Source organism: Pseudomonas sp. JAI120 (genome assembly GCF_014207255.1).
GTDB lineage: Bacteria > Pseudomonadota > Gammaproteobacteria > Pseudomonadales > Pseudomonadaceae > Aquipseudomonas.
In genome coordinates, this window is the sequence record NZ_JACHCZ010000001.1 from 433,806 (window position 1) to 446,047 (window position 12,242).

Annotated in this window: 11 protein-coding genes; all 11 read left to right on the forward strand. The window is 61.4% G+C overall.

Annotated elements, in window-relative coordinates; genetic code table 11:
* The first annotated feature begins 371 nt into the window (after positions 1–371).
* The 11 genes from arnC to HDC32_RS02080 all read left to right on the forward strand — a co-directional run bounded on the left by arnC (position 372) and on the right by HDC32_RS02080 (position 12,240).
* The gene (arnC, locus tag HDC32_RS02030) at positions 372–1,409 is read left to right on the forward strand and encodes an undecaprenyl-phosphate 4-deoxy-4-formamido-L-arabinose transferase (protein WP_184742274.1); all 1,038 of its coding nucleotides are present in this window, start codon (positions 372–374) and stop codon (positions 1,407–1,409) included.
* Positions 1,406–3,397 (forward strand): bifunctional UDP-4-amino-4-deoxy-L-arabinose formyltransferase/UDP-glucuronic acid oxidase ArnA, encoded by a 1,992-nt coding sequence (arnA, locus tag HDC32_RS02035; RefSeq protein WP_167656316.1) that lies wholly within the window; start codon positions 1,406–1,408, stop codon positions 3,395–3,397. The genes arnC and arnA overlap by 4 nt, the downstream gene beginning before the upstream one ends.
* Positions 3,397–4,281, forward strand: a complete 885-nt coding sequence (gene arnD / locus HDC32_RS02040) for a 4-deoxy-4-formamido-L-arabinose-phosphoundecaprenol deformylase (RefSeq protein WP_184742277.1) — start codon at positions 3,397–3,399, stop codon at positions 4,279–4,281. The genes arnA and arnD overlap by 1 nt, the downstream gene beginning before the upstream one ends.
* The gene (gene arnT, locus HDC32_RS02045) at positions 4,278–5,933 is read left to right on the forward strand and encodes a lipid IV(A) 4-amino-4-deoxy-L-arabinosyltransferase (protein WP_184742279.1); all 1,656 of its coding nucleotides are present in this window, start codon (positions 4,278–4,280) and stop codon (positions 5,931–5,933) included. Before arnD ends, arnT begins: the two co-directional genes overlap by 4 nt.
* On the forward strand, positions 5,930–6,277 hold the full coding sequence (arnE, locus tag HDC32_RS02050; RefSeq protein WP_131696268.1) for a 4-amino-4-deoxy-L-arabinose-phosphoundecaprenol flippase subunit ArnE: 348 nt from the start codon (positions 5,930–5,932) through the stop codon (positions 6,275–6,277). The genes arnT and arnE overlap by 4 nt, the downstream gene beginning before the upstream one ends.
* Positions 6,274–6,687: a 4-amino-4-deoxy-L-arabinose-phosphoundecaprenol flippase subunit ArnF gene (gene arnF, locus HDC32_RS02055; RefSeq protein ID WP_131696267.1), complete on the forward strand. Its 414-nt coding sequence runs from the start codon at positions 6,274–6,276 to the stop codon at positions 6,685–6,687. The genes arnE and arnF overlap by 4 nt, the downstream gene beginning before the upstream one ends.
* Positions 6,684–8,063: a UDP-glucose/GDP-mannose dehydrogenase family protein gene (locus HDC32_RS02060; RefSeq protein ID WP_131696266.1), complete on the forward strand. Its 1,380-nt coding sequence runs from the start codon at positions 6,684–6,686 to the stop codon at positions 8,061–8,063. The genes arnF and HDC32_RS02060 overlap by 4 nt, the downstream gene beginning before the upstream one ends.
* Before the next feature lie 3 nt (positions 8,064–8,066).
* Positions 8,067–9,689: a glycosyltransferase family 39 protein gene (locus HDC32_RS02065; protein ID WP_184742281.1), complete on the forward strand. Its 1,623-nt coding sequence runs from the start codon at positions 8,067–8,069 to the stop codon at positions 9,687–9,689.
* Positions 9,690–9,960: 271 nt separating this feature from the next.
* The gene (locus tag HDC32_RS02070) at positions 9,961–10,116 is read left to right on the forward strand and encodes a type VI secretion system contractile sheath small subunit (RefSeq protein WP_259242783.1); all 156 of its coding nucleotides are present in this window, start codon (positions 9,961–9,963) and stop codon (positions 10,114–10,116) included.
* Positions 10,117–10,284: 168 nt separating this feature from the next.
* Complete coding sequence (locus HDC32_RS02075) at positions 10,285–10,995, forward strand: HPP family protein (protein WP_184742283.1); 711 nt, start codon at positions 10,285–10,287, stop codon at positions 10,993–10,995.
* 141 nt (positions 10,996–11,136) lie between these two features.
* Positions 11,137–12,240: an enoyl-CoA hydratase/isomerase family protein gene (locus tag HDC32_RS02080; protein WP_184742285.1), complete on the forward strand. Its 1,104-nt coding sequence runs from the start codon at positions 11,137–11,139 to the stop codon at positions 12,238–12,240.
* Positions 12,241–12,242 lie beyond the last annotated feature (2 nt).

Here is a 12,242-nt window from a genome sequence, read left to right on the forward strand (position 1 = left end):
TTCAATATAAATGCACAGCAGGCAGTCGCACGGGGCGATACGGCGGCCGGTATTCGGCAAGTCCGGCCCACGACATACAAACCGTTCGTGTTTCGCCCAATTTATAACGCCTTTATCGCCTTAATTAAGTAGCTGAACACTAGCTGTCTACCTGTCAAATAAACGAGTTTTTCATCTGCCTTTCATATCTGTTGCACATTTTTGCGCTTAATCTTGAACGTGAACCTTCAGAGCGAGTCACACAACACCCGCTAACCTGTTGATTACGCTTCATCTTTAGCGCCGTTTTTTTACCAGCGGGCCAGGTGTTCGCCCAATGATTACTACCGCTTTCACGCTCCAAGTTGCTCTAACCCCGAGGTCATGAATCTTTGAAACCCTACCCTATTCATTGCGTGTCGATCGTTATCCCGGTCTACAACGAACAAGAAAGCCTGCCTGAACTGCTGCGCCGCACCACCGCCGCCTGCAAGCAACTGGCCTACGAATACGAAATCATCCTGGTGGATGACGGTAGCCGCGACAACTCCGCCCAATTGCTCGAAGACGCCGCCGCTGAAGACGGCAGCAACGTGGTGGCGGTGATCCTCAATCGCAACTACGGGCAGCATGCGGCGATCATGGCCGGTTTCGAGCAGTGCCGGGGCGAAGTGGTGATTACCCTCGATGCCGACCTGCAGAACCCGCCCGAAGAAATCCCGCGCCTGGTGGAGCAAGCGGCCCTGGGCTACGACGTGGTCGCCACCGTGCGTAACAATCGCCAGGACTCGGCCTTTCGCCGCTGGCCTTCGCGCCTGATCAACCTCGCCGTGCAACGCTCCACTGGCGTGGCCATGACCGACTACGGCTGCATGCTGCGCGCTTACCGCCGCACGATCGTCGACGCCATGCTCGCCTGCCGTGAGCGCAGCACCTTTATCCCGATCCTGGCCAACGGCTTTGCCCGCCACACCACCGAGATCCTTGTGCACCACGCCGAGCGTGAACACGGCGAGTCCAAATACAGCGCCATGCGCCTGATCAGCCTGATGTTCGACCTGCTGACCTGCATGACCACCACCCCGCTGCGCCTGCTGTCCATCGTCGGCTTCAGCCTGGCGGCCTTGGGCATGCTGTTCGCCTTTGCACTGATCATCCTGCGCCTGGCCTTCGGTGCTGAATGGGCCGGCGACGGCATGTTCGTGCTGTTCGCGGTGCTGTTCGTGTTCACCGGCGGCCAGTTCATCGGCATGGGCCTGCTGGGTGAATACCTGGGCCGCATGTACAGCGATGTCCGCGCCCGCCCACGTTTCTTTATTGAAAAAGTGCTGCGCAACCAACCGGCAGCACCGGCACCCGTGGTCGTCGTTGACGGCCTGGTGTCCTCCCATTCCACCGCTACTTCTCCTTCCGATCAGGTTTCGTCATGAATTCAAAAGCCGTTGTCTTCGCTTACCACGATATTGGCTGTGCGGGCATTGAAGCCCTGCTGACTGCCGGCTACGACATTGCCGCCGTGTTCACCCATGCCGATGACCCCAAGGAAAACAATTTCTACGGTTCCGTCGCCCAGCTGTGCGCGCGCAACGGCATCCCGGTACATGCGCCGGAAGATGCCAACCACCCGCTGTGGATCGAACGCATTGCCAAGCTGAACCCGGAATACATCTTCTCTTTCTACTACCGCAACCTGTTGAGCGAGCCGCTGTTGGCCACCGCCAGCAAAGGCGCGTTCAACCTGCACGGCTCGCTGCTGCCTAAATACCGTGGCCGCGCACCGGCCAACTGGGTGCTGGTCAACGGCGAAACCGAAACCGGCGTGACCCTGCACCGCATGGTCAAGCGTGCCGATGCCGGCGCGATCCTGGTCCAGCAAAAAGTCGTGATCGAGCGCACCGACACCGGCCTGACCCTGCATGCCAAGCTGCGTGATGCGGCGACCAGCCTGTTGCGCGATGCCCTGCCGCAACTGGCTGCGGGCAAGCTGCCCGAGACTGCCCAGGACGAAAGCCAGGCCACCTACTTTGGTCGCCGCACGGCAGCCGACGGCAAGCTGGAGTGGAAAAAACCGGCTGAAGAACTGTTCAACCTCGTGCGTGCGGTGACTCAACCGTACCCGGGCGCCTTCTGCTCTGTCGGTGAGCACCAGCTCATCGTCTGGCAAGCCGAAGTGGTCAAGGGCAACGAAGGCCTGGCGCCGGGCCGCGTGATCAGCGTCAACCCGCTGCGCATCGCCTGCGGTGAAGACTCCCTGGTGGTCAAGTTCGGCCAGCGCAACGACAACGGCCTGTACCTGGCGGGTCCGTCCCTGGCCAACGAACTGGGCCTGGTCGACGGCTCCGTGCTGCGCGGTGCCGAGTCCGGCCGCAAGCCGCGCCGTACCCGCGTGCTGATCCTCGGTGTGAACGGTTTCATCGGTAACCACCTGTCCGAGCGCCTGCTGCGTGACGACCGTTATGAAGTCTACGGCCTGGACATCGGCTCCGACGCCATCGAGCGCCTGCGCAGCCACCCAAACTTCCATTACGTCGAAGGCGACATCAGCATCCACACCGAGTGGATCGAGTACCACATCAAGAAATGCGACGTGGTCCTGCCGCTCGTGGCCATCGCCACACCCATCGAGTACACCCGTAACCCGCTGCGCGTGTTCGAGCTGGATTTCGAAGAAAACCTCAAGCTGGTGCGCTACTGCGTCAAGTACAACAAGCGCGTGATCTTCCCGTCGACCTCCGAAGTCTATGGCATGTGCCAGGACCCGTACTTCGACGAAGACACCTCCAACCTGGTGGTCGGCCCGGTCAACAAGCAGCGCTGGATCTACTCGGTCTCCAAGCAACTGCTGGACCGCGTGATCTGGGCCTACGGCGCCAAGGGCCTGAACTTCACCCTGTTCCGTCCGTTCAACTGGATGGGCCCACGCCTGGACCGCCTGGATTCGGCGCGTATCGGCAGCTCCCGTGCGATCACCCAGTTGATCCTCAACCTGGTGGAAGGTACGCCGATCCGCCTGTTCGACGGTGGCGAGCAGAAGCGCTGCTTCACCGACATCGCCGACGGTATCGAAGCCCTGGCGCGCATCATCGACAACGACAACGATGCCTGCAACGGCCAGATCATCAACATCGGTAACCCGGAAAACGAAGCCAGCATCCGTCAGTTGGGCGAAGAGCTGCTGCGTCAGTTCGAAGCGCACCCGCTGCGCAGCAACTTCCCGCCGTTCGCCGGTTTCCGCGATGTAGAAAGCAAGGCGTTCTACGGCACCGGTTACCAGGACGTGGCCCACCGCAAGCCAAGCATCGAAAATGCCAAGCGCCTGCTGAACTGGGAGCCGACCGTTGAGATGAGCGAAACCATCGGCAACACGCTGGACTTCTTCCTGCGTGAAGCCATGCTCGAAATCGCGGACAAGCGCTGATGCAGGCAGGTCTTCGCATCGACGTCGACACCTACCGCGGCACCCGTGAAGGTGTGCCGCGGTTGCTCGAATCCCTGGATGAGGCCGGGGTAAAAGCGACGTTCTTCTTCAGTGTCGGGCCGGACAATATGGGGCGCCACTTGTGGCGCCTGATCCGCCCGCAGTTCCTGTGGAAAATGCTGCGTTCCAATGCTGCCGGCCTGTACGGCTGGGACATCCTGCTGGCCGGCACCGCCTGGCCAGGCAAGCCCATCGGCCGTGACCTGGGGCACTTGATGCGCCAGGCCAAGGCAGCGGGGCATGAAGTCGGCCTGCACGCCTGGGATCACCACGGCTGGCAGGCCAACACCGGGCGTTGGAGCGATGCACAGCTGGTGGAGCAGATTCGACGCGGCGTGGAGACCTTGAGCGACATCCTCGGCGAACGCATCGACTGTTCCGCGGCCGCCGGGTGGCGTGCCGATGAGCGTGTGGTGCAAGCCAAGCAAAGGTTCAACTTTCGCTACAACAGCGATTGCCGGGGTACCAGCCTGTTTCGGCCGACATTGGCCGATGGCAGCGCGGGTACGCCACAAATTCCGGTGGACCTGCCGACCTTCGACGAAGTCGTCGGGCCGGTGGTGGCCGCCAAAGACTTCAACGGTTTCATTCTTGACCGGTTTGCCGAGTCGAAGCTCAACGTCTACACGATCCACGCAGAAGTAGAAGGGATTCTGATGGCCAATGATTTTCGCCAGTTGCTCGCCCAGGCAGGGCAGCGCGGCATCGATTTCAAACCCCTGGGCGACTTGTTGCCTGCGGACCTGACCACCCTGCCCCGGCAACACCTGGTGCGCGGCGCATTGAGCGGCCGTGAGGGTTGGCTCGGAGTGCAGCAGGCATGATCCGGCGCTGGGCGTTGCCCCTGCTCCTGTTGGCATTCGGCGCGTTCTATTTGCTGCCGCTGGCCACCCACGGCCTGTGGATTCCGGATGAAACCCGCTACGCGCAGATCAGCCAGGAAATGCTGCTGACCGGCAAGTGGGCGTCGCCGCACTTCATGGGGATTCGCTACTTCGAAAAACCCGCTGCAGGGTACTGGATGATCGCGCTGGGCCAGGCGATCTTCGGGCAGAACCTGTTTGGTGTACGCTTCGCCTCGGCGTTGAGCACCGGCTTGAGCATCCTGCTGGTGTACCTGGTGTCCCGCCGGCTGTGGAATGACCCGCAAAAGAGCCTGGTCAGCACCGTGCTGTACATGAGTTTTGTCAGCGTGGCGGCACTGGGCGGCTATGCCAACCTCGATCCACAGTTCACGTTCTGGGTCAACCTGACCGGCGTTGCCCTGTGGTTCTGCTTCGACAGCACCACCCGCAACGGCCGCCTGGGAGCCTGGGCGCTGCTCGGTTTGGCCTGTGGCATGGGATTTATGACCAAGGGCTTCCTGGCGTGGCTGTTGCCGGTGCTGATTGCCCTGCCCTACGCGATCTGGCAGAAGCGCTTTCGCGAACTGCTCGGTTACGGCCTGGTCGCCGTGGTCGTCGCCATTGTCGTAAGCCTGCCCTGGGCCCTGACCGTGCACCTGCAAGAGCCGGACTACTGGAACTTCTTCTTCTGGCACGAGCACATCCAGCGTTTTGCCGGCGAGGATGCACAGCACGCCGAGCCGTTCTGGTATTACCTGCCGCTGCTGGTCGCGTTTTCGTTGCCATGGGTCGCCCTGCTGCCGTCCACCTTCAAGCAGGCGTGGCAGCAAAAGCGCTTGCCTGCCACCGCGTTTCTGCTGCTGTGGTTGTTGATGCCCCTGGCCTTCTTCAGTCTGGCCAAAGGCAAGTTGCCCTCCTACATCATGCCGTGCCTGCTGCCGCTGGCGTTGCTGATGGGGTCTGCGTTGTCCGCCAAATTGGCCGAGGGCCGTGACCGTGCGTTGCGGGTCAACGGCGGGCTGAACCTGATCATCGGTGTCGTGGCATTGCTCGCACTGACCTGGTTCCAACTGAAAAAACCGGTGTATGAGCACGGCAGTGAAACCCTCAGCCTGGTACTGGTGTTTGCCTTCCTGTTTGGCTGGATCCTCGTCAACCTGCTGCAGGCCGCACGGCCTTTGAAACTGTGGGCCGCGCCGGTGATCGGCAGTTGGTTGATGGTGGCGTTGGTCCCGGCCGCATTGCCCCATTCGGTGGTTTATAACAAGAACCCGGACCAGTTCATCATCGATCACCTCCAGGAACTGAGCCAGACCACCGCGTTGCTGAGCAACGACCTGGGCGCGGCCTCCGCCCTGGCGTGGCGCGTCAAGCGCCCGGACGTGACCCTCTATAACACCATCGGCGAAGTGAAATATGGCTTGGCCTTCGACGATGCGGCCCATCACAAGGTCGACACCACGCAGGTCCAGCAATGGATGAGCGACGCGCGCAAACACGGCGCGGTCGGTGTGGTGATGCGCGTCAAGGGTGACGACGAAATCGCCGAAGTGGCGTTGCTGCCCAAAGACGGCAAGCGCTACGAGCAAGGCAATATCGTGATCCTGGTGTTCCCGCAGGTTGCGCCATGATCACACTGCTCCTGTTCTTGGCGGCCTGCCTGCTGACATGCATGGGCCAGGTCTCGCAGAAATTCGCCGTGGAAGGCTGGCGCGACCAGCCCGACGATTGGACGCTGAAACTGCGCTCGCCGTGGTTGTGGTCTGCCCTGCTGTGCCTGGGTTTTGGTTTGCTGGTGTGGTTGCTGGTGTTGCAGCGTCTGGAAGTCGGCATCGCCTACCCGATGCTCAGCCTCAATTTTGTTCTGGTCACGCTGGTGGCGCGCTTCGTGTTCAAGGAAACCATCGACACACGGCATTGGCTGGGCGTGGCGCTGGTGATTGCCGGTGTGGTGCTGTTGGGGCGCCAGGTATGAGCCGCATTCGTGGTTTCGCCCTGGCCCTGGGCAGCGTTGGCCTGGTCAGCGCCGCCCAATTGGGCATGCGCTGGAGCATGACGCGCCTGCCCTTGCCCGCCGAATGGCTGACGGCATTCAACAGCAACGCCATCGACTTCGGGGCGTTGGGGGTGGTGAGCCTGGCGATCCTGGCCTACGCGCTGTCGATGCTCTGCTGGCTCGGCGCCCTCAAACACCTGCCCCTGGGCCGCGCCTATTCGCTGCTGAGCATCAGCTACGCGCTGGTGTACCTGCTGGCCGCCAGCCTGCCGGTGTTCAACGAACATTTTTCCCTCTCGAAAACCCTGGGGGTGGCCTTGGTCATCCTCGGTGTGCTGGTCATTAACTCTCGCCGTGCTAGCGCTGCAAGCGCCAGGAATGCCCCATGAAAATCAGTGTATTTGGTAGTGGTTACGTCGGTCTGGTACAGGCCACCGTATTAGCCGAAGTCGGTCACGATGTCATCTGCATGGACGTCGATCAGAACAAGGTCAAGCTCCTGCAGCAAGGCCATGTGAGCATCTTCGAGCCGGGACTGGCGGCCATGGTTAAGGAAAACCTGGAAAGCGGGCGGCTGCACTTCACCTTCGATGAAAAACTCGCCGTCGAACACGGCGAAGTGCTGTTTATCGCGGTGGGCACGCCGTCGGATGAAGACGGCTCGGCGGACCTCAAGTACGTGTTGTCGGTGGGCGATGCGGTGGCCCGCCACCGTATCGAACCGGTGATCCTGGTGGAGAAATCCACCGTGCCCGTGGGTACCGGCGATACCCTGCGCGCCCATATCGAAAAAGTCCTGCACCTGGCCGGTCGGCACCTGGAGTTCGATATCGTCTCCAACCCGGAATTCCTCAAGGAAGGCTCTGCCGTTTCCGACTGCCGCCGTCCGGACCGCATCATCATCGGTTGCGAGCGCGAAGAAGTGCGCGACGTGATGCGTGACCTGTACGCGCCGTTCAACCGCAACCATGACCGCATCATCTTCATGGACCTGCGCAGCGCCGAGCTGACCAAATACGCCGCCAACTGCATGCTGGCCACCAAGATCAGCTTTATCAACCAGATCGCCGAGCTGGCCGAACACCTGGGCGCCGACATCGAGGCCGTGCGCCTGGGCATCGGCGCCGACTCACGCATCGGCTACCACTTTATCTACCCTGGCTGCGGCTACGGCGGCTCGTGCTTCCCCAAGGACATGCGCGCCTTGATCCACAGCGCCAAGCAGGCCAACTGTTCCAGCGACCTGCTGGAAGCCGTGGAAGCCATCAACCAGCGCCAGAAGAGCAAGCTGTTCGACCGCATCAATGCGTTCTTCCAGGGCAACCTGCGCGGCAAGACCTTTGCCCTCTGGGGCCTGGCGTTCAAGCCCAACACCGACGACATGCGCGATGCGCCCAGCCGCGTGCTGATGGAAGCCCTGTGGGCTGCCGGCGCCAACGTCCGGGCGTTCGATCCGGAGGCCATGCAGGAAACCCAGCGCCTCTACGGTGACGAGCAACGGCTGATGCTGATGGGCACGCCGGAGTCCACGTTGGTCGGCGCCGATGCGCTGATCGTCTGCACCGAATGGCAGCAGTTCAAGGCGCCGGACTTCGACCTGATCCACCAGCGCCTGAAAACCCCGGTGATCTTCGACGGCCGCAACCTGTACGACGGTGAACGCCTGGCGCGCAAAGGCTTCCAGTACTACCCGATTGGCCGTGGCGATTCCTGCCAGTTGCCGATTCCCCAGCAGCAGTGGGTGCCGCAGGTCGTGGAAGCCTGATACGTGAACAAAGCTCAGTCGTCCCTGCTCAGCCCAACGATCCGCCGCCAATCCCTCGGCCTGGGATTGCTGGCGCTGTTGTTGTTTATCGCCGGCAGTTGGCACCAGGCGATTATCGGTTTCGACTCACGCTTCGTGGTGTTTGCCCAGGAGATGCTGCGCCATGGGCCGGGCTTTTTCCCCACCACGTACGGGCAGCCGTATGCTGATTACCTCGCCACCTCAACGCTGATGACCTGGCTGTTGTCGCTGCCCCTGGGCCAGGTCACCAGCCTCACGGCCTGGCTGCCGACGGCCATGGCTTCGGCAGTGATCGTCACCCTGGTGTATCGCCTGACGGCGCCCTACTCCCAGCGTTGGGGGCTGCTGAGCCTCGCGCTGCTGTTGCTGAGCAGTACCTTCATCAGTGAAACCCGCGCGGTGTCCCTCGACCAGATGCTCGCGGCCATCGCCTTGGCGGTGTTCTACCTCGGTTATGCCCATGACCATTTCGGCGGGGGTAAACGCCTGCACTGGCTGTACCTGCTGCTGATCCTTGGCTTTGCGATTCGTGGGCCTATCGGGCTGGTGATTCCTACGGGCGTGCTGTGCAGCTACTACCTGATCAACCGACAATGGCGCCAACTGTTCAGTTTCGGCCTGCTGGCACTGGCGCTGCTGGTGGCCTGTGTCGGCCTGCTGCTGCTGATGGCCAAGCTCAGTGGCGGCGAGAGCTTCATGCAGGATGTGATCCGCATGCAGTTCCTGGGGCGGATGGACGGCAGTGAAGGCTCCAGCGGCGCGTTGTACTACTTCACCAGCTCGCTGGGTAATTACGCCCTCGCCTATCCCGTGGCACTGCTGGTGCTGCTGGCGGTCGCGGTCGGTCGGCGACGCGTACCGACGCCCGCGTTGCAACTGGTGCTGTACTGCGCTGCCGCTGGCTTTCTGGTGATGCTGGGCCTGTCGATTCCCCAGGCAAAGAAGGCCCGCTATGTGCTGGCGATGTTGCCGATGGCGGCGATCATTGCGGCGTACCCGTTCCAGGTCGTTGAAGGTCGTCTGTTTGCATGGCTGCGCGGGCTGATGCTGGGTGTCTGGACACTGCTGCCAGGCCTGCTGATCGTTGGGCTGGTCTTCGCGCGGCCACGTTATCCGGAGCAGTTGAGCCAGCTGGGGCCGGTGTTTGCCGTGCTCGGGCTGTTGCAAGCCTTGGCATTGCTGGCGTTGTTCAGGGCTCGTCTACGGCCGTTGGGGCCGGCACTTGCCGCCGTCCTTGCGGTGTGGGCAACGTATATAGCAGTGGTCGAACCGCTCGAACGCAGCATCTACGACACCCGCACCTTTACGCTCCAAGTGCATGAGCAGGTCCAGCAAGAGCGCGCCCCGGTGGTATTGCACGGCTTGGGCAAAGACGCCAAGGCGATCAAATTCATGGTTAACCTCGACTGCGATCAGGTGCCGTTGTTTACCCGACAAGCATCTGACCTGGCGCCGTTACGAGGGCCGGCATGGCTGGTGATGAGCCAGGAGGATTTCGAAGGGCTCAAAGACCCGCGATTTGCCTCTATCACACCAACGTTGACCGGCGAGTTCGACCGAAACCCCTATGTCCTGCTGTACCTGGCCAGAGCCACTCAACCTTGAGTTGCGACGCAGAAAGATCCTACGAAGCTATGCGTAATGGCTGGTGTCATTTCACTTTCCCGCGTCTGAAACCCAACTGTAAACTCGATGGCCACGTGCGGTAACTGTCTACCGCCACAGGCCATGGATAACAACAAGGACGCTATGAGCCGCAGCCAGCACCGCGGCTCACTTCGTGAGAGGACAAACCGTGCCAAATGACCGTTTACCGGATACCCCAACTTCCCTGGCCCGTGATGAAGTGCATATCGGCTACCTGTCCGTTCCGCCGCTGGATCGGCTGATGTGGCTGCGCAATGCCCTGGTGGCACTCAAAGGTCCCTTGGCCGGCGAGCCAGGGCTGCAGGAAAACCTGCAAAAGCACTTGTTCAATGAAGAAACCGATAATCGCGTACTGGGCAAGCTCAATCCTGCTGTCACTTCGTAATAAATTCATTATTTTTGTATTTAACCCTCATTAATATGCATTGGCGCTGACCTATCTGGCACGGCACACTGCGCAGTGTTCCTCCCCCGAATGCAGGAACTTTCAAAGGGCTTTTCCGGGCAACCAGACAAGCCTTTTTTTTGCCCGCCGTTTATGGATTTCTTTTCAATGCTCGCTCGCTGGTTTCCCGCTGCTATCAATACCCGCCCCGCCGAATGGAGCCGTGCCGCGATTGGCATGGCCTTGGGTACATTATTCAGTGTATGGCTCTGCGCCCAGGTCTTCGGCATGGAGGTGGCGCTGCACCTGCTCGGTCCGTTGGGGGCTTCAGCGGTGTTGTTGTTTGCGGTTTCGTCCGGTGCGCTGGCGCAGCCCTGGTCGATCATCGGCAGCTACCTGTGCGCCGGTGTCGTGGCGTTGCTGGTGGCCCGCGTCCTTGGTCGCACCCTGGGCGGTGCCTGCCTGGCAGCTGGCATGGCCGTGGTGCTGATGTGCTGGCTGCGTTGCCTGCATCCGCCCGCCGGCGGCCTGGCCATGACCCTGGTATTGGCCGATCCTGCCTCCGCCGCCCTGGGCTGGCACGAATTGGGTGCTGTACTACTCGGTGCCGGTGCCCTGCTGGCCTGCGCGCTGGCCTACAACAATGCCACCCGAACACGCTATCCCAAGGGCGCTGCCGAGGTTGCAACGGCTATCCTGCCTGACCCCAAGGCTGCACGAGACCCGGCCATTACCGCTGCCGACTTGAAATTGGCACTGGCCGAGATGGAGCAGTTCTACGATGTGGCACCCACCGAGTTGGAGCAATTGATCCACGCCGCAGAAACCCACGCTCGGCGCCGCAGTATTGGCGAAGTGCTGGCAAGTCGCGTGACCTGAGCCCAGGCCCGGAACCCTGCATAAATGCAAAAACGACCTGCATGATTCCGGGTTGTACTGTGCAAATTTGCACTGGTACGATCACGAGAGTGTTCGCACACGAACATCTTGATAAAGAACAATAAAAGCAGGGAGTTATAGATGACTGCTCAGGTTTCAAGCGAAGCAAGCAGTGCCAATAGCCTTGAGGAAGACGTACTGGCCGAGGTACGCAACCATATCGGCCACCTCACCCTCAACCGCCCCTCCGGCTTGAACGCCCTCACCCTGGACATGGTCCGCCGCCTGACGCAACAACTGCAGGCCTGGTCAGACGACCCACAGGTGCATGCCGTAGTCCTGCGCGGTGCGGGCGAAAAGGCCTTCTGTGCCGGCGGCGATATCCGTTCCCTGTACGACAGTTTCAAACGCGGCGACACCCTGCACGAAGAGTTCTTCGTCGAGGAATACGCGTTGGACCTGGCCATCCATCATTACCGCAAACCCGTGCTGGCCCTGATGGACGGGTTTGTCTTGGGCGGCGGCATGGGCCTGGTGCAGGGCGCGGATTTGCGTGTCGTCACCGAGCGTAGCCGCCTGGCGATGCCGGAGGTGGCGATCGGTTATTTCCCGGATGTCGGTGGCAGCTACTTCCTGCCCCGTATTCCCGGTGAACTGGGCATTTACCTCGGCGTTACCGGCGTGCAGGTCCACGCGGCAGACGCCCTCTATTGCGGTTTGGCCAACTGGTACCTGGACAGCGCCAAGCTGGCCAGCCTCGACCAGAAGCTCGATAGCCTGCAATGGCACGAATCGCCTCTCAAGGACCTGCAAGGCGTGCTGTCCAAGCTCGCCGTGCAGCGGCTGCCCGACCCGCCGTTGGCCGCATTGCGCCCGGCTATCGACCACTTCTTCGGCCTGCCGGACATTCCGAGCATCGTCGAGCAACTCCAGGAAGTTACGGTCGCCGACAGCCATGAATGGGCATTGAACACCGTCCACCTGATGCGCACCCGCTCGCCCCTGGCCATGGCCGTGACCCTGGAAATGCTGCGACGCGGCCGGCGCTTGCCGTTGGAGCAGTGCTTTGCCCTGGAACTGCACCTCGACCGCCAATGGTTCGAACGCGGCGACCTGATCGAAGGGGTCCGTGCGCTGATCATCGACAAGGACAAGAACCCTCGCTGGAACCCGCCGACGCTCCATGGGCTGGACAAAAGCCATGTCGACAGCTTCTTCCACCACTTCGAGCAGGTTGCGAAATAAGC

Excerpts from the sequence above, each read along its gene's own strand:
- arnA (WP_167656316.1), top strand. The coding sequence starts at position 1,406 with ATGAATTCAAAAGCCGTTGTCTTCGCTTACCACGATATTGGCTGTGCG.
- arnD (WP_184742277.1), top strand. The coding sequence starts at position 3,397 with ATGCAGGCAGGTCTTCGCATCGACGTCGACACCTACCGCGGCACCCGT.
- arnT (WP_184742279.1), top strand. The coding sequence starts at position 4,278 with ATGATCCGGCGCTGGGCGTTGCCCCTGCTCCTGTTGGCATTCGGCGCG.
- HDC32_RS02080 (WP_184742285.1), top strand. The coding sequence starts at position 11,137 with ATGACTGCTCAGGTTTCAAGCGAAGCAAGCAGTGCCAATAGCCTTGAG.
- HDC32_RS02075 (WP_184742283.1), top strand. The coding sequence starts at position 10,285 with ATGCTCGCTCGCTGGTTTCCCGCTGCTATCAATACCCGCCCCGCCGAA.
- arnE (WP_131696268.1), top strand. The coding sequence starts at position 5,930 with ATGATCACACTGCTCCTGTTCTTGGCGGCCTGCCTGCTGACATGCATG.
- arnF (WP_131696267.1), top strand. The coding sequence starts at position 6,274 with ATGAGCCGCATTCGTGGTTTCGCCCTGGCCCTGGGCAGCGTTGGCCTG.
- HDC32_RS02060 (WP_131696266.1), top strand. The coding sequence starts at position 6,684 with ATGAAAATCAGTGTATTTGGTAGTGGTTACGTCGGTCTGGTACAGGCC.